Below are 20,719 nucleotides of genomic sequence, written 5' to 3'. Positions count from 1 at the left end.
TTTTCGCATCCGTCGTATCCTGTTGATTATTGCTTTGCTTCAGCAACCAATGGACGGGTGCGCAATTCATGAGAGTGTTGTTCAAACAAAGTCTTGTAGTTTTCTGGGGGCTCTGGTGGGCAATTGCCTTTCTGACAGACTTCGTGGGCGGTTTGGAAATGTTGGGTTTCACCTCTACGCCATGGTTTGATGGCCAGAACTACCCGTTCTTGAAACAAACTCTGGCGCCGTTCGGGGCCACTGCTGCGATCGATATCGCGCTGTTCGTGGGAATCATCCTTTGGGCGCTGGTGTCGACCCTGTTGTTCTCCTTTGCAATTGTAACACCCTATTCCCACAAGGAGCTTTGGATTAAACGCGTGGATTATGCATTTGTCGTTTCATTGGGGCTGTGGCTTGCATTCTTTCTGGCAGACCAGGTGGTCATGAAGTTTGATCTCGAGCAAAATCACATGGTTCAGGGTGGGTTTCAGCTGTTGTGTTATCTGACAATTCACCTTCTTCCGGATGATAGTCCGGGCTGACGGTTCCTGATCCAGCGCTGTATTTTGTAGTGGCAGCATAAGGGCATGAAAGTTGTTTCCCTTGCTCTGGTCGCGTAATCGCGGTTTCCTCTCTGGTTTGAATGGAATAATGTCGGCCGAAACCTCAGCGGGCGGATGGAGCTACATGTCGCGTTTCGATGGATACTTCCTGCGGCAACTACTGGTGCTGTTTGGTTTCTTCACGCTGGTTCTGGTCGGAGTCTTCTGGATCACACGATCGGTCAGTTTGTTTGACCGAGTGATCAGCGGGGGTCAGTCGGCGATGGTGTTTTTGGAGTTCACCGCTCTGACGCTGCCGACACTGATCCGAACAGTTATGCCGATGGCCGTGTTCGCAGCCGCAGTGTACGCCACTAACCGGTTGAGCCGCGAAAGTGAAATGACCGTAATGCTCGCGACTGGTTCCAGTCCTTGGCGGCTTGCACGCGCGGTTTTCATATTCGGTTTGATCGCAGGTCTGATGATGGCTGCCATCAGTGTCTTTTTGCGCCCCGCTTCGGTTGATCAATTGGAACGGCGACAGGCCGAGGTGGCCGGAGACGTGACCGCGCAGCTTTTGAACGAAGGCGAGTTTCTGCATCCGGCTCCGGGCGTTACCGTGTATATCGGGCAAATCGACTTGGATGGAACGCTGCACGAGGTTTTCGTTTCCGACCGGCGCGATGAGGCCAATCCGGTAAGTTACTCAAGCACGACAGCGTATCTCGTTAACAATGACGCTGGAATTCACTTGGTTATGGTTGATGGCGTTGCTCTGCGCCTGAACGAGCAAGACAAAACCCTGTCTTCAACTCTGTTCGAAGATGCTTCGTACGACATTTCTGAGTTAACCAGCAGCGGCGACATGGCCCAGCGCAGTCTTGAGGCTATTCCAACGGTGGAATTTATCGAAGATATCGAAGTCGCTGCTGCTACTTATGGATTTACACACGGGCAGTTGGTCGAAGAGTTACATCAACGATTTTCCTGGATTGCTATCTGTATCACTGTCGCATTGGTCGGGTATTCAACGCTGATGTTGGGAAGTTTTTCCCGCTTTGGTCTTTGGCCTCAGATTTTCGGTGCTTTTACAATTCTGGTTGTTTTGGAGGGCGTACGTGGATTCGTTGCACCCATCGTGATTGATGATCCAAAACTCTGGCCAATACTTTATGGACCTGGAATCATGGGAGTTATGATTTCTTGCCTATTCCTGTTGGTTGCCGGACGGCCATTGATCCGTCAGCGAAATCGTCAGGATGTGGCTGTTCCATCTCCAGTTTGAGACTAACCTCGCAGATACGTAAGACAGGTCAGGATATCATCGAAATAGGTGTGTTGTTCGCTCGCAGGTCGTGCGACCAGATAGAGCGGAAGCTTTAAATCTGGTTCGTTTGGTACGATAACGAGTTCGCCGGCATGGATACGGCTCTCGATAACGTAATCTGGAAAGTACCCCCGACCACCCCTTTGAAGCAGATATCGTAGCGCCATCATACAATTTCCCAGAAAGATCGATTGGCCCGATGCTTGTCTCAGACTTGTGCGAATGTGCTCTTGATAAACATCGCCCAGCTCCAGGTTCACAAACACCGGATCGTCATGTGCTGCTGAGTTGTTAGGGGCTTCAACCAGCGTCAATCTTTCAGCGGGCAATTCATGAAAGATGACGCGTGTGTCAGACGGTTTTTCATGGGTCAGCGCTACATCCAGAACATGGGTTGCGACAGCTTCGGTCATGTTCAGATTGTGGTCGTAGTTCAGAGTTAGAAGCAACTTGCCGAATTGCTTCTCAAACTGCACAGCGAGGTCAACCAGCAGAGGATCCCAAACGCTTAGCTGCGCACCTAAACGCAAGGCTATTCGGTTTTGGCTCTGCGCTGGCAGATCACGTGATGCAAATGACCAAAGCGACAGCATTTGTTCCGCATATGGCTGGAATTGTTGACCAAATTCCGTAAGTGACGTTTTACCTGCCCCTCGGGTAAACAGCTTTCGTCCCGTCGCTTCTTCAATCAGACGGATACGGGCGCTCACGGCGGTTTGGGTCACGTTCAGCTTTCTGGCCGCTGCGTGAAAACCACCTTGTTCGGTAACGCATAGAAATGTCTCAAGGGCTTTGATCTGCATGCGAAAGTATTTTTTCATCGAGCTGATAAAATCAATTCATTTTTTTATCCAATTTGGCTTCGCTAAACTGAGGGCAGGTCATTAGCCAAAGGACGCGCCATGCTGGACAAGAGCCACAAACCCACCTGGACCAGTTTCGAAGAAGCCACCAAGGCCGATTGGGATGCTGTGATGGAGTATGAAGAGGCGTATAATGCCGCCCTTCCGGATCGGATTCTCGACGCCATTCGTTCGCTGGATGAAGAGTGGACGCCCTATCCGGTGAACCGCTATCAGCACAGCCTGCAGGCCGCGACCCGTGCCTATGAGGACGGTGCCGACGAGGAATTAGTCGTCGCGGCGTTGATACACGACACAGGAGACATTCTATCGCCCTACAACCACGGCGAGTTATCCGCTGCGATGATGAAACCTTATGTCAGCGAAAAGACTTACTGGATTCTCAAGCACCACTGCGTGTTCCAAGGCTACTACTACAATCACCACCTCGGTGGCGACCGCAATGCCCGTGACAAGTATCGCGACAGCCCTCATTGGGAGGACTGCCGCCATTTCTGCCATGAATACGACCAGAAGGCTTTCGATCCGGATTACCCGACGAAACCACTGGAGTTTTTTGAGCCGATGCTGCGCCGTGTCCTGAACAAAGGCGAGGGACATATGGAACTGAACGAAACGTCCGAAGGTTAACAGGCCGCCATCAACCGATAGACGATCTGCGCGGCAGTAAAGTCCCAGGCGGCATTGCCGTCCGGGGCTAACTCAACCACGTCGAAGCCCACACATTTGCGGCCCTTGAGCGCGTGTTCGACCAACCGCAGCGCCTGGTAGTAGCCCAGACCACCCGGTACAGGTGTCCCGGTGGCGGGCATTTGCGATGGGTCCAATCCGTCGACGTCAAAGCTGACATAGACCAGCTCGGGGAAATCCTCAGGCAGGTCAACAGCGTGGATATTGCCGGTCACAAGTTCTTCGGCGTCCACATGAAATACGTGGTTTATCAGGCGGCTTTTTGCTTCTTCAGTCGAAAAGGCGCGCACACCGAATTGGGCCAGTTTGATACCTTCCTCGGCCAGCAGGTGCATGACTGAGGCGTGGCTGTGTTTCTCGCCCTGATATGCGTTGCGCAAGTCGGCATGTGCATCGATCTGAACGATTCCGATTGGTTGCCCTAATGCGCGCGCCACTCCCATGACGGCGCCGTAGCTGAGTGAGTGCTCTCCACCCAGAGTGACCGGTATCTTGCCCGCCCGAACCGCGGCTTCGGTGCGCTGGGACAGGCGGTCCATTATCTCGGGTAGCGAGGCGTCGCAATCGACGGGATCTTCGGTGAAAATACCCTCGACACAAGGTTCGGCATGGCCGGTGATGCGTTCCAGTTCGTTGCTGGCCTCGATGATGGCTTCAGGGCCTTTGGCCGTGCCCGAGCCGTAGGACACTGTGCGCTCCAGCGGCACCGGGATCACATGGAATCGGGCGTCTTCGGTGCGTTCGGATGCAGTCAGTTCACTGTCGAGGAAAATGCTCATGAGAGTCGGTCCTTAAAATCGTCGTAGCCGAACTGTTTGATGATCTTTAGTTCGTCCGTTTCGCTGTTCCAAAGCGCGATTGTGGGCAGGGGAACGCCGTTGAACGTGTTGGTCTTGACCATCGAGTAATGCGCCTGATCAAGGAAGGCAAAACGCTGGCCGATCTCCAACGGATTCTCCCACGTGTAGTCGCCGATCACATCACCGGCCAGACAGGAGGGGCCACCCAGACGGTAGGTGTGGCCAGCCTCGGCTTCATCCATCAAAGCAGGACGATAGGGAGCCTCGATTACGTCGGGCATGTGGCAGGTGGCCGAGATATCGGTGATGGCGAGGTTCATGTGGTTGGTGGGCAGGTCGAGGATTTCTCCGACCAGAATGCCCGCATCCAGCGCCACCGCCTCTCCGGGTTCGAGATAGACGTCGATGCCGTATTTTTCGCGGATGTTTTTGATAAACGCCACCAGCCCTTCGCGGTCATAGTCATCACGGGTGATGTGGTGGCCGCCGCCGAAGTTCAGCCATTTGAGCTGACCGATAAACGGTTCGATTTTCGGCTCAACGGTTTCCCATGTCCGCTGCAAGGGTTCGAACCCCTGTTCGCAGAGCGTGTGCATATGCAGCCCATCAACGCCGGTCAGGGCCTCTGCCGTCAGCTGGCTGACCGGTGTCCCCAGACGCGAACACGGCGCGCAGGGGTCGTATTTGGGAATTTCCCCCTCGGAATGTTCCGGGTTGATGCGCAGGCCAACCTGAACACCTGCAGCTTGCGCCTTAGCAAGGAAGCGGTCCTTTTGCGCTGGCGAGTTGAAGATGATGTGGTCAGACAACGATAGGATTTCATCCATGTCAGCGTCCTTGTACCCGGCGCAAAAGGTTGCGACCTCGCCGCCGTATTCTTCGCGACCCAGCCGAGCCTCGTAGATGCCACTGGCGCAGGTGCCACCGAGGTGCTGGCGGATGAGCGGGGCAAGCGAAAACATCGAGAACGCCTTGAGGGCACTGAGCACATGCGCCCCGGACCGGGTTCCGATATCGGAGAGAATGGTCAGGTTCCGCTCGACAGCCTTTTCATCGACCACGAAGCAGGGGCTCGGCACGCGGCTCAGGTCAAAAGTGCGAAAGGCTCCGGCGTCGCCCGCCTGCGTGGTCATCATGTCGGACATAACCGGCGTCTCCGTATTGAGAAGGGGCCGGGGTCTCCCACCGAACCCTGAAGTGTTTTAGCCAGATGGAACTAGCGGATCAGAAATCGACCGGGCCGTCGAGTTCGTGGACCTGCCACGGCAGGCCGTGCTCGTTCAGCATGTCCATGAAGTCATCCGGGTCGAGCTGTTCCATGTTCCACACGCCGGGTTCGTTCCAGTTGCCTTTCAGCACCTGCGCTGCACCGATCATGGCGGGAACACCGGTGGTGTAGCTGACCGCTTGTGACCCGACCTCCGCGTAACATTCCTCGTGGTCGCAGATATTGTAGATGTAATAGGTCTTCTCGCCCGAGCCATCCTTGGCCTGACCCGTGGCGATGTCGCCGATACAGGCCTTGCCCTTGGTTTCCGCACCTAGATCACCGGGATCGGGCAGCAAGGTTTTCAGAAACTGGATCGGGATGATCTCCTTGCCGTCATGCATTACCGGGTCGATGCGGGTCATGCCGACATTTTCCAACACTTTGGCGTGGGTGATGTAGGCGTCGCCGAAGGTCATCCAAAAGCGGGCGCGCTCGATCTCGGGGAAGTGGGTCGAGAGCGACTCCAGTTCCTCGTGATACATCAGGTACATGTTTTTCTGGCCAATGGCGGGGAAGTCGAATTCGACCTTGTGGGTCATGGCCGGGGAGTGTTTCCACTCGCCACCTTCCCAATGGCGCACCTCAGCCAGAACCTCGCGCAGGTTAATCTCCGGGTTGAAGTTGGTAGCAAATTCCTGATCGTTCGAGCCGCCGTTGGCATCCAGAACGTCGATCTGACGGATGGTGTCCAGCTTGTGCTTCTTGAGCCATTTGGCAAACACGCTGGTCACGCCCGGATCGAAACCCGAGCCGAGGATGGCGGTCAGGCCGGCCTCTTTGAACCGCTCTTGATAGGCCCACTGCCAGTGGTATTCGAACTTGGCTTCATCCTCGGGCTCATAGTTCGCGGTGTCGAGGTAGTGGATCCCGGCCTCAAGACATGCATCCATCAGCACCAGATCCTGATAAGGCAGGGCAAGGTTCACAAGGATTTCGGCGCCAGTTTCCTTGATCAGCTTGACCGTGTCCTCGACCTTGTAGGCGTCCAGCTCAGCGGTGGCGATATCAACACCCACACGCTCTTTCACCGCTTTGGCGATGGCATCGCATTTCGACTTGGTCCGGCTGGCCAGGGTGACTTCGGTAAAGATGTCCGAATTCATCGCCATCTTGTGCACGGCGGCGTGCGATACGCCGCCTGCGCCGACAACCAGTGTTTTTCCAGTCAAAGAACCCATGGGGGTGATCTCCTCTCACAGGGGGTTATTCGTAATAGGTGTAGCCGTTTATCGAGTCGCGATAGGCGCTCATCAGGGTTTTGCGGTCTTTGGCTTTCAGAGTACCGGTCGAGATCGCCTCGTCCACCATTTTGCGGAAGGCGGCGACACAGTCGTTGGGGTCGAACTCGACATAGGACAGGACCTGACTGATGGTGTCGCCCTCTTGCTCGTGCAGCAGGTCAAATCCGCCATCTGCGCGCAGGTCGATGGTCACGACGTTGGTGTCGCCGAACAGGTTGTGCAGATCGCCCAGCGTTTCCTGATAAGCGCCGACGAAGAAGACGCCCATGTAGTATTCGTCTTCTTCGGGCAGTGAATGCACCGGCAGACTGGGTGAGACACCGTCGGCCAGAATGAACCGGTCGATTTTACCATCGCTGTCGCAGGTGATGTCAGACAAGACAGCGCGTCGGTCGGGCTTTTGGTTCAGCCCCTGCAGCGGCACGATCGGGTGCAGCTGGTCGATGGCCCAGACGTCCGGCAGGGACTGAAACAGCGAAAAGTTGCAGTGATAGATATCGGCCACTTTCTCAAGCTGGTCGTCCAGATCGGTTTCCAGATCGTCGCTTGCCGCCAGTGCCTTGAGGCGGGCCATTAGCGACAGGTAGATTCGCTCGGCCCGGGCCATCTGGCGCAGATCGACATAGCCGCGGCGGAACAGGGCACGAAGTTCATTGCGATAAAAGGTGGCGTCGTTCCAGCATTCCTGCAGTCGATCTTTACTGAGGTACCCGTGCACGGCTGCTAAGTCTGAGACCATATGATGGTCGTCGGCTTCGACCTCGGGACCGTTTGGTGCATCGTATAAAGTGCTTTCCAGCACATTGAACACCAGCATTGAAGACGTGGCGACTACAGCGCGGCCGCTTTCAGTGACCAGCGTCGGGTGGCTAACTTCAGCCTCATCCATCGCGTAGGCCACAGTTTCCACCACATTGGCGCAGTATTCCTCTACCGTGTAGTTGATAGAGTTCTCAGCCGCTTTCTTCTCGCCCGTATAATCCACACCCATTCCACCACCGAGGTCCAGATGGGTCAGCGGGACACCCTCGCGCGTCAGTTCGGAGTAATAGCGACAGGCTTCGCCCACGGCGCGGCGCACATCGTTGACGTCCTGCACCTGAGAGCCCAGATGCGAATGCTGAAGCTTCAAACAATGCAGTAGCCCGGCCTCTTTCAGCTTGTCGACCGTTGCGACAAGTTGATCGGTGTTCATCCCAAAGGCGGACCGGTCGCCCGAGCTTTCCTCCCACTTACCGCTGATCTGGTTGGTCAGTTTCACCCGCACACCGATCAGGGGCTCGATGCCTAGTTCTTTATAAACTTCGATCACCGTGTCAGCCTCTTTCGGGCTTTCCAGAACGATGACCGTGTTGAACCCAATCTTGCGGCTGAGGATGGCAAGCTGGATGAACTCGGCATCCTTGACGCCGTTGCAAACGATCAGCGCTTCGCTGGCCAGACGGTGCGCCAAGGCAATCACCAGTTCGGGTTTGGATCCTGCTTCGAGACCGTAATTGTACTTCTTGCCAAACTCTACGATCCGATCGACGACCTGCGCCTGCTGGTTCACTTTGATCGGGAAGACACCGCGATAGCTGCCCCCGTAACCAGTGCGTGCTATTGCGTCGGCAAAGCTCTCATTGATATGCGCGATTTCGTGTTCCAGATAAGAGCTGATCCGCAGGATCATCGGTGATTTGATGCCGCGCTGATCCAGATCGTTTAATATACCGGGCAGGCTGATAGCCTCTGCCTCAGGCGCCAGCGGATTTCGCAATCCGATCTCGCCATCCTCTGTCACCTCGATGAGGCCTTTACCCCACCTTTCAACTCCATAAACGGAATGCGGCGCAACAGTCGAATGTTTCAATCAGGTCATCCTCAGGAATCAGGCGGTCAGTTTCGCGCCCGCCAATACGGCAGCCGCTTGATTCTTCCAAGTGTAATCTATGTGTTGCCGTTTTGGGGGAGTTATACGGCGGCGTTTACCGGAACCAGATGATTGTCCCACTGACAAGGAGCGGTTGTCCGAGTTTCCGCCCCATTTGTCGCCAGACGCCCCACGTCGCCGTTTCCGGTCGTGTAAATCAGACCGGTTGGCCCGGAACTCAGACCGCAGACATCTTGCAGTGCAAACGCGCCAGTAAATGCGCCACTCGTGGCGTCAAAGCGGTGCAGGGCATTCCCGCGTGGACAGGTGATAGCGACGGTCTGGCCGTCGCTGGAAAACCCTACGCTGCCTGCGTAACCCTGCAGAGTGGTTTGTGCGTCATCGGGTGCAGACCGAAGCTTGGGCTCGCTCCCTCTTAAATGTAGCCCCAGAAGCGGGGGATGTTGCGTTTTGTTGCCCTGCCACTGCATGGCGAACGCCACGAGCCCATCCTGTCGAAGAGACAAATGGCGGATCGAATTCTTGTGCAACGCAGCTGGCAATTGCACCTGCTCAAGCACCTGTCCGTTCAGGTCGCAATAGGTCAAGTTCGGCTGCATTGTGGGCAGGTTCAGTTTAGAACGCCCGGTATCGGGGTGGGTTTCAATGCCACCATTGGCAATTGCGAGAGAAGCGCCATCCGGCATCAGCACCATGTCATGAGGGCCTATTCCACCAGAGGAAAAAGAACCCAGTCGCACATAGCCATTTGCTGCGTCCCAGACCCCGATCATCCCTTCACCGGCTTCATAGTCGTTCTCGGTAGTAAAAAGCAGTGCTCCGTTCCGCGAGTACACTCCGTGGCCATAAAAGTGGTGCCCTTCCGGGGTAGAGAGTCTGGCGATTTCTGTTCCGGTTGAACACTCAATGACCAACGCGAAAGTGCCGGGGCGGCGTGCAAAAGCAACGGCTTGCGCATGTATCGGGTGCGCTGCGGCGGCATGCCCACGGTCAGGCAGCGGCAGGCTGAAAAGGATCGACCCGTCCGCATTCAAGCCAACTAACCTGTACGATCCGTCCGGAAACAAAGCAGCTGACAGAAAATCAGGGGTGCCGACTGCGGACCAGCCCGGAACAGGTGCCAGACTGGCAGCTGCAAGACCTGCAAGAAAGTGACGCCTGCTGGTCATCGCGATCAATCCCCGTCGAGCGAGTTGAAACCGGCGTTGATGCCCAGAGTTGGGCCAAGCTCGGTTACCGCTATTTGGCGAATATCGTTGATCGATTGCTGCAAGGCCTCAAGCCTGAACCGGCCTTGCGGTGTTGCGACATCTGCAAAAGCTGGATCTTCCAGCGACTGTACGCGATCTATGCTTTTTGAAAATGCCGCATCCAAATCTGCTGCGATTTCTGGGTGATCGAAGGACAGTCGGGCGGCCAGATCGCGCAAAGCGATCAAAGACAGCTCGACATGACGCTGAGAGCGTTCGGAACGACGCGCTTCGGCCCGGTTTGGCCGGGGCTTGTCGAAAGTACCCATGGGGCGACCCAACCGTGTGTCGGCAGTAAATTGCAGGCCTGTGAGAAGAGCCTTGTACAGTTCCTGCATTGCCTCATCGCCATCGCGATAGGGGCTGTCTTCGCCGGGTTGTGTCAGCTTTGGTGCATAGCTTTGCCAGTCGACATTGATCGCGTCGGCATTCCGGTCGATATCGGCGGCAATGGCCTGAATAAGACTGCAGCGATATTCTGCGCTGCCCTGTTCTTCAAAGCTTGGATCGTACAAGAGCCGTTCCAGTGCAAAGAACCCGCGCCCGGCGATTGATTGTTCCGCAAAGGCATCGGGATCCTGCACTGAGGCGTCTTCGCTGGTGATCAACTTAGATAGTGTTTTAGGGGTGAATCCCTTTGTGTCTGGCCAAAAGGCCAACGCAAAGGCGCGGTCATCGGTTTCTGAAGGGCCGAAACGCAGGTGGCTCGCAGAAATCCAGGCGTCAAACGCCGTGCTATAGTCTTTACGTAAAGCAGTTGATGAAGGCACGCAATCAGACTGCGCAGTGTTAACCAGTGCTTGGGTAGCTTCAGAAAGTTCAGCAAATCGAGGCAGGACATGCGTCTCTGTCACGTCCAACAAGATTGGGCCCCGATCCTGAGCAAACGCGGTAAGTGGTATCAGCAACGCGGTGGCAAAAACAGTGGTGCGCATGGGATCAAAGGCTCTCCAGAAAGCGGATCAGGGCGTCGCGGTCGGCTTTAGGCATGGACACAACGGTATCGCGAGCTGCCTGAGCCTCGCCTCCATGCCAAAGGATCGCCTCAAGTAACGAACGGGCACGGCCATCATGTAAAAACTGAGTGTGGCCCGAGACACGTTCTGTCAGACCAACACCCCAAAGTGGAGGTGTGCGCCATTCACGCCCCGTAGCCCGGGCCTCGGGCCGGTTATCGGCAAGGCCGTCACCCATGTCGTGCAGCAACAGGTCGGTATATGGCCAGATCAATTGGAAACTGTGTTCGGGGCGATCCTGCATTCTGTGGGTGACAAATGACGGGACATGGCAGGAAGCACAGCCGCTGGTGTGGAACACCTCTTTACCGTGCAAAACCTCTGGATCATCGGTGTCCCGACGCGCCGGAACGCCTAGATTGCGGCTGTAGAATGCGACAAGGTCCATACCTTGCTGATCGATTTCGAAACCGCGCACATCGTTGTCCCCGTGGGGCGCCTCAATGCAGTTGGTCTGGGCCGGTGTGCAATCGCCTGCAGGGGCGGGGTAAAGAGGGGTGGAAATCCCGATATCGCCGGAAAAGGCGGCAGAGGATTGCTCCATCACCGTGGGCATTCCTGCCTTGTGACCGAAACGGCCCATCATGGGTTGGTCAAATTCAACCGACCAGACGATGTTGGGGCGCCCCGAAATGCCATCGCCATCCACGTCGTCTGGATCAGCGTTGGCCAGCAAATCCTCGACAGGGATGGACTCGAGTAAACCCAGTCCGATCATCTGCGGCGCGACCCGCGGGCTGAGCATCGCTTCGGGATGCAAAGGGCCGTAGCCCAGATCAGCGGCCGTATAGGTGGGGTTGCGCAGGGAAACGACCTCACCTTCGGATAGTTCGACGGGGATTTCTTCGTAGGTTATGTCCAATCGGTATTCGGCGGGATGACCGGCAAGCGCAAAATCCTGCATCTGGCCGCCATAGTTCGGGTCGGGCAGGGTGGCGATGTAGTCTTCGATTTCCGCCGGGGCATCTTCAGGCGAGCCGGGAATAGACACGCGCAAAAACATCGAGATCGCGTTGTCGTCAGCATTGGCTGGTGTATGACCTCGGCCATCCTTGATGTGGCATCGTTGGCACGAGCGTGCGTTATACAACGGGCCCAAACCGTCTGAGGCCAGTGTCGATGAGGGAGACGAGACCCATATTTTCTTGAACAGCCCGTTTCCGACTCTGAAGTCCAGTTCCTGTTCGAAACTAATATTGCCTGATGGCAAAGAGAACGCATCCGCATCGGTCCGCACACGGACCGTCGCTGCTCCGGCGCTCAGATCTTCAAACCGTTGCGGGGTCGAAAAATCCTGTGGCGCTGCAGTAACCGCTTCGATCCGCAAGCGTTCATCTTCGGTTCGGGGAGTTATGTTGAGGTGAGGGTCCTGCAGCTCGGAAGCGAGCATCTGAGTGGCCCCCAGCAAGGTAATCGGCAGGACGGCGAGGTTGGTCTTTCTCGCCCAGTTTAGACGCGTTGAACTGCACATAGTTGGCTTAGCCAATCCTTTCATACAGATCGAGCTGAGTTTCGACAAAGCCGATATGGTCCCCTTTGGTGGACACAGCCTTTCGAACAGTGGCATCGATACATAGTCACCGGCTTCCCGGCAGTATTCGCGCGTTTCCTTTATGGATGCTCTTGCCTGAGCTCGTTCGCAAGATTGCATCCCATTGTTTCCTCTGGTGTATTCCCGATCCCTATCGCGTCAAGCTTGCGGAAGTCGGGATGGGCCTAAAAAAATTTGATTTACTGGATCAACCTGACCGCTTTCCCATTTCATTGACGATTGGTTCATAGTGCCTTTGACCAGTGGCCAGTCTTCCTGCAGGCGATCACACAACCAATGCTGGTTGCCCCGGATCAATTCATGCCGCCGCGATTTGTTTGGACTTGCGACGCACTTTGGATCGCTTTTCAGCGGCATTCACTTGTGTTCCATCCGCACTCAGTGTGCGGAGCTGCATCGGAACTTCCAGATTGTCGCTAGAACGCATCGTGTCCAGAAACAGAGGCATACAGCCCCCACAATCTGCCGATTTTCCAAGGGCGTGATAGACTTTACCCGGCGTGATGATGGCCTGCGGATCAGCCGTTCGCATCCAGTCAATTGCGGCGCGAATTTCGGTGTCCGAGATATTGGTGCAGTGGCATACGATCATAGCGACTCGACCGGTTGGCTGATTTCTTACTCAAATAGTAAGTTATTTGAGGGCCGTCCAGAAAGAAAGAGCACTTCTTTGTGATCCGGAGGCTTGGAAGCGCAGGTTTTCGCCTGCGCTTCCGGTCGGCTGGGTGTTAACAGCCTGCGAGGGGATTAGTGGAACACGGCGTCCGGGTTATCCAGGCTGTCAGAACCTTCGAACTCGATCTGATCCAGCTCGAGTACGGCGACGATACGCTCGATGGTCTTGGTTTGATCAACCAAACCGTTAACGCCACCCATGATCAGCGCTTCTCCACCAGCATTGCCTGCTTCCAGCATCTGGTCATAAGCAAAGCCAGCTTCGGCCGTGGATTTCAAACGACCCAAAGCTTGCATGGTGTTCGACAGTTTCGCCTTCATTTCAATGTCCAGCGCGGGGTCAGCTGCAACGACCAGATCCGACAGGGATGCGCCCTGAACCGGGGTGCCGTCGATGCGAACATAGTTGCCGAGATAGACGTTCTGGATGCCCAGACCATCATAGTAATGGCTGTTGTGGGTGTTGTCCGAGAAGCAATCATGCTCTTCTTCCGGATCATTCAGCATCAGACCCAGCCGCATGCGTTCGCCTGCCTGCTCACCATAAGACAGCGAGCCCATACCGGTCAGGATTGCGCTGACGCCTGCATCTTCGTTTTCTGTAAGAGCAGCGCGTGCGTCACCACCTTCCTGCCATTGCGCAGCCATCCACTCGAGATCGCTGACCAGCAGATCGGTCGCTGCGCTCAGGTACTGGGCACGACGGTCGCAATTGCCGCCGGTGCAGTCATCACCCTGCGCGAAGTCTGTCCAGGGGCGGTTACCTGCGCCTGCACCGTGGCCGTTCATGTCCTGACCCCACAGCAGGAATTCGATTGCGTGGTAGCCGGTCGCAACGTTTGCTTCGATACCGTCTGCCTCATGCAGGGTATCTGCCAGCAGCTCGGGCGTAATTTCGGCCGCATCAACGGTTTCGCCTGACAGCTCGAAGCTGGGGTTTGCGATAACGTTCAGGACGGCGAATTCGTTTTCGTCAGTTGCACCGCCATAGGCAGCATCGACATAGTCAATCAGGCCTTCATCCAACGGCCAGGCGTTCACTTTACCTTCCCAATCGTCGACGATGGCATTGCCGAAACGATAAACCTCGGTTTGCTGATAAGGAACGCGCGCGGCAACCCATGCGGCGCGCGCGGCATTCAGGTTGGCGTCCGACGGCTCGGCGATCAACGCCGCCACAGCGGCCTGAAGGGATTTGGCGGCAATCAGGCTGTCATCATATTTGGCTTCGGCGATGTTTGCGTAGGTGTTCAGCACATCGGCTTTCGAGGGGGCATCGCCTGCGGATGCGGCGGTTGCAATGCACAGTGTCAGGGCACTTGTCGCAGTAAATAGCTTAATCATGACGTATGATCTTTCCTGTCAGAAACGATATTCTTTGGGCGCTCGACTAAGGGCGCCTGCGTGAGTTTTCTGAGTGAATTAGTCGGTTAAGTCAACCTGAGTTTTATTGTCGGGAATAATGTCGCACTTGATACACAACGGTTTTTTCTTCAGGCAATGACGCGTAATCCGTCTGCAGTTTGAAGTCCGCTGCCAGGTTTGAAAACATGATCTCACCACGAGTTGCCTAGATCCGGTTAACCATATTCGGTGAGGGGTAGGTCAGCGCGCAATCATTGCGCGACTTCGCAAAGCAGCTAAAATGATGCATGTGATTCTTGGTTTTGTGTTGATCCGGTTATGAAACGTGCGGTTCTGGCTTTAATCCTATGCCCCGGGGGCCTAATTGCCCAGGAAGCACGGCCAATGGAACAACACACCCACGGTTCTGGTTCTCTGAGCATTTCGGTTGCCGGAGCGGAATTCACCTTATCTCTTGCGGTTCCAGGCACTGATATCGTTGGTTTCGAGCATCCTGCTGCCGATGACGAAGATCGCGCATTGGTTGCGGTGGCGATATCAGATTTGACTAACCCTCTGGAGCTGTTTGTCGTACCGGAGGAGGCTGGATGTTTTGCCGTATCGGCGAACGTGACACTGGTTGACGGTACACACAGTCATGATGGAGAAGGCGCGGCGGACAACCAGGAGCAAGGCGATGCAGTTTCTTCAACCTCTGAAGAGACGACCGAGCCTCACACGGAATTTCAGGCTGAGTATTTAATTCGATGCCAGGACCCTGATGCAGTTGATGACGTGCGTTTCGACTATTTTGAAAGGTTCGAGAACGCAGAGGAACTGGTAATTGAGGTGCAATCGGCCCAAGGCGAGCGCTCATTCAGCGTGGCGCGTGAGACGCCACTGGCAAATCTGGCTGGTATGTTTTGATCTAGTTGAAGCAGGATTTCGACGCAGCCAGCTTTCATTCCACTAACTCTACCCATCCGAGAATTTTGACGAATAAAAATATGCAATCGCCTGGGTTCGGTTTTTGACCGAGAGTTTTTCGTAAATATTGGACAGATGAAATTTCACTGTATTGGTTGAAATCTGCAGTTCCTTTGACAGATCACGATTGGACAGACCTTTGGCAAGCGCTTCAAGGATTGCGCGTTCTTTACGCGACAAGCTCTGAATCGGATCCTGTTGCATCTTACGAACATCGATGAATGGAAAAACCATTTTGCCAGCGGCGACATCGGCGCAGGTTTCTAGCAAAACTTCGACCTCACCGGACCGCGGGGCGAACCCTGCCGCACCAGCTTGCATGGCCAAGCGCGGTATGTCCCCGGCTTCGTCGCCGTAGACGACAAACCGTGGCGCATTTTCCTGCTCGCGGATCACTTCGATCAACTTCGCCGCGCCCAGCACCGGCAGGTTCCAGGCAACAACACAGACCTGTACAGGAACCCGGATAACAGCGCCCAGAAACCCTTCGGCTGTAGCTGATGTCGCGACCAAAGAGAATCGCGGGTCGCGTTCAAAAATCTCCGACATCGCAGACAGGACCAACGGGTTGTTGTCCGCCAGCACGATATCGATCGGAGTGTCAGGATTTGCAGACATTTGAATTCACGCCTATTTTTTCCAGATACTACCCATTTGGGTGGGTTGTTTTGCGGTATACTTCGGTATTCTTACACAAATGGGTAGGTTTTAACCTATCCATTTAGGTTTGCTAAAGCAGTAGTAAGCTACGTTGCGCACTGCATCAAGCATCGGTTTTCTGTCCGCCAACGCGATGTATGGGACCTGTTTCGATCCCATAGTTGAGGAGGATCGCCGATGACATTTCAAATCTACCCGCCTTTGGAGATTCCCGAGACGTTGGCCGCTGGCCCGGGACCAGGGAATACCGACGCTCGTGTTCTGCAAGCTTTCGCCAATGCTGGTGTCGCTGATCACATGCAGGGCGATGTTCTGCGCGGGATGCTTGAATGCAAACTGATGTTGCGCGAAATCTGGGGCACAAAGAACACCTACACGTTTGGTGTTGCCGGAACCGGGTGGAGCGGTCTGGACACGATGTTCTCGGCCGTCATGCCGGGCGACAAGGTGGTTGCTTTTGCCAACGGCACCTTTTCAGGCATTGATGCGCTGACGCTCAGGATCAAAGCTGCCACCTCGCAGGAGCACGCGGCCAATCCGCTTGATCCTAAAGCTGCGAGCGTCATTGTCGTCGAGGTGCCTCATGGGGAACCGGTGACGGGTGACATCGTCGAAAAGGCGCTTGCCCAACACAAACCCAAGTGGGCCTTTATGGCACATTGGGAAACCGGTTCGGGCCGGATCAACGACCTGCGCGGATTTTCGGATGCTTGCGAGCGCCACAACGCAATGGGATTGGTCGACGCGGTTTCGTCGCTTGGCGTGGATTGCTTTTCGATCGATGACTATCCCGGAGTCGCAGGCTGGGCATCCTGCCCGCAGAAGGGCTTGTGCTGCCTGCCGCTGACTTATGCGCCCGTCAGCTTTACCGACGCGTACATCGAGTCGCTGAAAGCAAGCGGTGCCTACAGCTATGTCCATAACCCGATCTTCGAGGCTCGCCATTGGGGCGTGGTCAACGGTCAGGATGTGGAGAAAGGCACCTATCACCGCACCCACTCTGGCTATGCAGTCGCTGCGTTCCACGAAGCGTTGCGGCTGACCTTGCAGGAAGGTCTTGTCAAACGCTCGCTAGCGTACCGGACACATGAAAAGGTTCTGCGTGACGCCGTTGTTGAAATGGGCTGTGAAGTTACGTCCGACATGCCCAGCCTTGTAGTACTTAACCTGCCACCAGAACTGGCCGGGCGTGAAATGGAGCTGGTTCAGAATTGCCGTGCTCGTGGTTTCGGCATCTGGCCCACGCTCAGCGAACCGGTGCAGGTGCGGATCGGAATCTTGAACCAGCTAAATCGTCAGTCCGTCAGCCGCATAATCCGGCTGTTTGCCGAAGCTCTGAGCGAGCTTGGCGGACAGGTCGATCACGAAGCAATCGAAGCACTGTTGGAAAGCCGTTACGGCACCTCAATCGCGGCCTAAACCGGAGCAAGCAGATGGATATTCATGAATATCAGGCCAAGGAAATTCTCTCGAATTTCGGCGTCGATGTCCCATCAGGGGCCTTGGCTTACAGTCCCGAACAAGCGGCCTACCGGGCGCGCGAACTTGGAGGTGACAAGTGGATCGTCAAGGCTCAGGTCCATGCAGGTGGCCGCGGCAAAGCTGGCGGTGTCAAACTGTGCAACACGGAAAGCGAAATCTACGAAGCCTGTGATGACCTGTTCGGTCGCAAGCTGGTAACACATCAAACCGGCCCCGAAGGCAAAGGCATTTACCGCGTTTACGTTGAGGCTGCGGTCCCGATTGATCGCGAGATCTATCTTGGATTTGTTCTGGATCGGTCCAGCCAGCGCGTGATGATCGTTGCCTCGTCCGAAGGCGGAATGGAGATCGAAGAGATTTCTGCTGAACGCCCCGACAGCATCGTGCGATCAATCGTTGAGCCCGCGGTTGGTTTGCAGGAATTTCAGGCGCGTGAAATTGCGTTCAATCTTGGCCTGGAACCACGATTGATCCAGCAGATGGTTCGCACATTGCAAGGGTGCTACGCCGCTTTTAGTGATCTGGATGCAACCATGGTCGAGATCAATCCGCTTGTCATCACCGGTGATGATCGTGTGCTGGCGCTGGATGCGAAGATGAGCTTTGACGACAACGCTCTGTTCCGCCATCCGCAAATCGCCGAACTGCGCGACAAAAGCCAGGAAGATCCACGTGAGAGCCGCGCTGCGGATCGAGGTCTGTCCTATGTAGGGCTCGAAGGGAACATCGGCTGTATTGTCAACGGTGCCGGTCTTGCCATGGCGACGATGGATACGATCAAGCTGGCAGGCGGTGAACCGGCAAATTTCCTTGATATCGGCGGAGGCGCATCCCCTGAACGTGTGGCCAAGGCATTTCGCCTGGTTCTCTCCGACAGCAATGTGCAGGCGGTGTTGGTCAACATCTTTGCCGGAATTAATCGCTGCGATTGGGTGGCAGAGGGTGTCGTACAAGCCCTGCGCGAACTGCAGATCGATATCCCGGTGGTGGTGCGACTTGCCGGAACAAATGTCGAAGAAGGGCAGAAAATTCTGGCCAAATCCGGGCTTCCGATCATTCGGGCGACCACTCTGATGCAGGCTGCCGAAAGGGCTGTTGGCGCCTGGCAGAACGATCTTTCTCAAGGCACCAAGATGAGGGCTGTGTAATGAGCATTCTTCTCGATCGCGACAGCCGCGTTATCGTTCAGGGTATCACCGGACGCATGGCGCGCTTCCATACCAAGGACATGCTGGAGTACGGCACTAATGTTGTGGGCGGTGTGGTTCCGGGCAAAGGCGGAGAAACCGTTGAAGGTGTCCCGGTTTTCGACACCGTCAAACAGGCTGTCGAAGCCACCGGTGCAGATGCCAGCCTGGTTTTTGTACCTCCGCCATTTGCTGCGGATTCGATCATGGAAGCGGCGGATGCAGGTATTCGCTACTGTGTCTGCATCACAGACGGCATCCCGGCGCAGGATATGATCCGGGTCAAGCGCTACATGTACCGTTACCCCAAGGAGAAGCGTATGGTCCTGACCGGACCGAATTGCGCGGGAACCATCAGCCCGGGCAAGGCGCTGTTGGGCATTATGCCCGGTCATATTTATCTGCCAGGGAATGTCGGGATCATTGGACGCTCAGGCACGCTTGGATACGAAGCTGCGGCACAGCTCAAAGAGCGTGGCATCGGTGTCTCAACCAGCGTTGGTATCGGTGGTGATCCGATCAATGGATCCTCGTTCCGCGATATCCTGGAGCGTTTCGAAAAAGACGAGGACACAGCAATCATTGCCATGATCGGTGAGATTGGTGGGCCGCAGGAGGCCGAGGCCGCCGAATATATCCGGGACCACGTCTCCAAACCGGTTGTGGCTTACGTGGCAGGTCTGACTGCGCCCAAAGGCCGGACGATGGGGCATGCGGGTGCGATCATCTCGGCCTTTGGTGAAAGTGCTTCTGAAAAGGTCGAGATCCTTTCAGCAGCAGGTGTAACCGTTGCTGAAAATCCGGCTGTGATTGGCGAAACAATCGCTCGCGTTATGGGAAAGGCTGCGTGATGGTAAAACCTTCGGTCCTTGTAACCCGTCGCTGGCCTGCTGCCGTCGAGGCTCAGTTGGCCGAAAACTACAATGCCGTGCTCAACACCGGGGACAAACCCATGTCTCCGGCTGAGATCCGCGATGCGTTGAATCGCTATGATGCGGTGCTTCCCACTGTCACCGACACCTTGAATGCCGAGGCTCTGGATGTACCTGCCGCGCAGACCAAGATCCTTGCCAATTATGGAGTTGGCTACAGCCATATCTGCGAGCCTTCGGCCCGCGAGTTAGGCATGACCGTGACCAACACACCCGATGTGTTGTCTGAATGCACAGCTGATCTTGCCATGACCTTGTTGTTGATGGTCGCCCGCCGTGCCGGTGAAGGCGAGCGCGAGCTGCGCGCCGGGAAGTGGTCGGGTTGGTGTCCGACCCATCTGGTTGGCACCAAGGTCAGCGGCAAAACCCTTGGTATCATCGGCTTTGGTCGTATCGGCCAGGAAATGGCCCGCCGTGCCCATCATGGGTTCGGTATGAATATCGTGGTGCAAAATCGCAGCCGTGTGTCGCCCGAGGTGCTTCAGCAATGCAATGCTACTCAGGTCGATTCTGTGGACGAGTTGCTGCCGCAATGCGACTTCGTCTCGCTACACTGCCCGGGCGGAGCTGCAAATCGTCATCTGATCAACTCTCGCCGTCTCGACCTCATGAAACCCGGTGCCTTCCTGATCAACACCGCGCGTGGCGAAGTTATTGATGAATTCGCGCTGATCCAGGCACTGATGTTCGATGTCATTGGCGGAGCTGCACTTGATGTGTTTGATGGAGAGCCCCGGATCAGTCCGGATCTGTTGCAATGCGACAATCTGGTGATGTTACCGCATCTCGGCAGCGCAACGCGTGAAGCACGCGAAGCGATGGGTTTCCGCGTTCTGGATAACCTCGGCGATTTCTTTGCCGGTCGCCCGCCCCGAGATCGCGTGATCTAGTCCCAATCCCCACTAAACCTCCCGAAGGTCGGTGCCGGATGGGAGGTTCTTTTTATGGAGGTAACAAAATGAATGCCCCTCAACGTATTGACGGATTTTTTACCCAGTCCTTGTCTGACCGTGATCCTGAGCTTTTTGGCTCGATCACGTCCGAGC

At 55.6% G+C, this 20,719-nt stretch carries 19 protein-coding genes; 8 read left to right on the top strand and 11 right to left on the bottom strand.

Going from position 1 to position 20,719, the window contains the following annotated elements; all coding sequences use genetic code 11:
* The first annotated feature begins 68 nt into the window (after positions 1-68).
* The gene (locus GOX61_RS22205; RefSeq protein ID WP_170337239.1) at positions 69-524 is read left to right on the top strand and encodes a hypothetical protein; all 456 of its coding nucleotides are present in this window, start codon (positions 69-71) and stop codon (positions 522-524) included.
* A 145-nt stretch (positions 525-669) separates the two neighbouring features.
* Positions 670-1,809 carry an LPS export ABC transporter permease LptF gene (gene lptF / locus GOX61_RS22200; RefSeq protein ID WP_170337237.1) on the top strand — a complete coding sequence of 380 codons (1,140 nt, stop codon included), beginning with the start codon at positions 670-672 and terminating at the stop codon, positions 1,807-1,809.
* A 2-nt stretch (positions 1,810-1,811) separates the two neighbouring features.
* Here the strand turns inward: lptF and GOX61_RS22195 are convergent, their stop codons facing one another.
* Positions 1,812-2,672 carry a LysR family transcriptional regulator gene (locus tag GOX61_RS22195; RefSeq protein WP_170337235.1) on the bottom strand — a complete coding sequence of 287 codons (861 nt, stop codon included), beginning with the start codon at positions 2,670-2,672 and terminating at the stop codon, positions 1,812-1,814.
* Between the two features lie 81 nt (positions 2,673-2,753).
* On the opposite strand from GOX61_RS22195, the gene GOX61_RS22190 reads away from it, so the two are divergent.
* Positions 2,754-3,344, top strand: coding sequence for an HD domain-containing protein (locus GOX61_RS22190; RefSeq protein WP_170337231.1), 591 nt, complete (start codon positions 2,754-2,756; stop codon positions 3,342-3,344).
* Here the strand turns inward: GOX61_RS22190 and speB are convergent.
* From speB to GOX61_RS22140, 9 genes are all read right to left on the bottom strand, one after another.
* Positions 3,341-4,183 carry an agmatinase gene (gene speB / locus GOX61_RS22185; protein ID WP_170337228.1) on the bottom strand — a complete coding sequence of 281 codons (843 nt, stop codon included), beginning with the start codon at positions 4,181-4,183 and terminating at the stop codon, positions 3,341-3,343. The two genes, GOX61_RS22190 and speB, sit on opposite strands and share 4 nt — an antisense overlap.
* Positions 4,180-5,349 carry a carboxynorspermidine decarboxylase gene (gene nspC, locus GOX61_RS22180; protein ID WP_170337226.1) on the bottom strand — a complete coding sequence of 390 codons (1,170 nt, stop codon included), beginning with the start codon at positions 5,347-5,349 and terminating at the stop codon, positions 4,180-4,182. The genes speB and nspC overlap by 4 nt, the downstream gene beginning before the upstream one ends.
* A gap of 79 nt (positions 5,350-5,428) precedes the next feature.
* Positions 5,429-6,652 carry a saccharopine dehydrogenase family protein gene (locus GOX61_RS22175; RefSeq protein WP_170337225.1) on the bottom strand — a complete coding sequence of 408 codons (1,224 nt, stop codon included), beginning with the start codon at positions 6,650-6,652 and terminating at the stop codon, positions 5,429-5,431.
* Positions 6,653-6,677: 25 nt separating this feature from the next.
* Complete coding sequence (gene speA / locus GOX61_RS22170; RefSeq protein WP_170337223.1) at positions 6,678-8,567, bottom strand: biosynthetic arginine decarboxylase; 1,890 nt, start codon at positions 8,565-8,567, stop codon at positions 6,678-6,680.
* 101 nt (positions 8,568-8,668) lie between these two features.
* Positions 8,669-9,757 carry a DUF1513 domain-containing protein gene (locus GOX61_RS22165; RefSeq protein ID WP_170337222.1) on the bottom strand — a complete coding sequence of 363 codons (1,089 nt, stop codon included), beginning with the start codon at positions 9,755-9,757 and terminating at the stop codon, positions 8,669-8,671.
* Between the two features lie 5 nt (positions 9,758-9,762).
* Positions 9,763-10,773 carry an imelysin family protein gene (locus tag GOX61_RS22160; protein WP_170337220.1) on the bottom strand — a complete coding sequence of 337 codons (1,011 nt, stop codon included), beginning with the start codon at positions 10,771-10,773 and terminating at the stop codon, positions 9,763-9,765.
* A gap of 4 nt (positions 10,774-10,777) precedes the next feature.
* Positions 10,778-12,244, bottom strand: a complete 1,467-nt coding sequence (locus GOX61_RS22155; RefSeq protein ID WP_170337251.1) for a di-heme oxidoreductase family protein — start codon at positions 12,242-12,244, stop codon at positions 10,778-10,780.
* A 460-nt stretch (positions 12,245-12,704) separates the two neighbouring features.
* Positions 12,705-12,998: a (2Fe-2S)-binding protein gene (locus tag GOX61_RS22145; RefSeq protein ID WP_170337219.1), complete on the bottom strand. Its 294-nt coding sequence runs from the start codon at positions 12,996-12,998 to the stop codon at positions 12,705-12,707.
* 155 nt (positions 12,999-13,153) lie between these two features.
* Complete coding sequence (locus GOX61_RS22140; RefSeq protein WP_170337218.1) at positions 13,154-14,425, bottom strand: imelysin family protein; 1,272 nt, start codon at positions 14,423-14,425, stop codon at positions 13,154-13,156.
* Positions 14,426-14,830: 405 nt separating this feature from the next.
* On the opposite strand from GOX61_RS22140, the gene GOX61_RS22135 reads away from it, so the two are divergent.
* A complete protein-coding gene (locus GOX61_RS22135) occupies positions 14,831-15,352 on the top strand; it encodes a ZrgA family zinc uptake protein (protein WP_170337217.1) in 522 nt (173 codons plus the stop codon).
* Between the two features lie 48 nt (positions 15,353-15,400).
* Here the strand turns inward: GOX61_RS22135 and GOX61_RS22130 are convergent, their stop codons facing one another.
* Positions 15,401-16,030 carry a response regulator transcription factor gene (locus tag GOX61_RS22130; protein WP_155138831.1) on the bottom strand — a complete coding sequence of 210 codons (630 nt, stop codon included), beginning with the start codon at positions 16,028-16,030 and terminating at the stop codon, positions 15,401-15,403.
* Positions 16,031-16,249: 219 nt separating this feature from the next.
* Between GOX61_RS22130 and GOX61_RS22125 the strand changes: the two genes are divergently transcribed.
* Genes GOX61_RS22125 through GOX61_RS22110 form a run of 4 tightly spaced genes read left to right on the top strand, consistent with a single transcriptional unit; the run spans position 16,250 to position 20,563 of the window.
* Positions 16,250-17,491: an alanine--glyoxylate aminotransferase family protein gene (locus GOX61_RS22125; protein ID WP_170337216.1), complete on the top strand. Its 1,242-nt coding sequence runs from the start codon at positions 16,250-16,252 to the stop codon at positions 17,489-17,491.
* 14 nt (positions 17,492-17,505) lie between these two features.
* Positions 17,506-18,702 carry a malate--CoA ligase subunit beta gene (locus GOX61_RS22120; protein ID WP_155138827.1) on the top strand — a complete coding sequence of 399 codons (1,197 nt, stop codon included), beginning with the start codon at positions 17,506-17,508 and terminating at the stop codon, positions 18,700-18,702.
* Positions 18,702-19,592 carry a succinate--CoA ligase subunit alpha gene (sucD, locus tag GOX61_RS22115; RefSeq protein ID WP_155138825.1) on the top strand — a complete coding sequence of 297 codons (891 nt, stop codon included), beginning with the start codon at positions 18,702-18,704 and terminating at the stop codon, positions 19,590-19,592. The genes GOX61_RS22120 and sucD overlap by 1 nt, the downstream gene beginning before the upstream one ends.
* Positions 19,592-20,563, top strand: coding sequence for a 2-hydroxyacid dehydrogenase (locus GOX61_RS22110; RefSeq protein WP_170337214.1), 972 nt, complete (start codon positions 19,592-19,594; stop codon positions 20,561-20,563). Before sucD ends, GOX61_RS22110 begins: the two co-directional genes overlap by 1 nt.
* Positions 20,564-20,719: the final 156 nt, after the last annotated feature.

The organism is Ruegeria arenilitoris (assembly GCF_013030265.1).
In the GTDB taxonomy this organism is placed as follows: Bacteria; Pseudomonadota; Alphaproteobacteria; order Rhodobacterales; family Rhodobacteraceae; genus Ruegeria; species Ruegeria arenilitoris_E.
The sequence above is the reverse complement of the archived record's forward strand: the minus strand, read 5'-3'. Positions and strand labels throughout refer to the sequence as shown.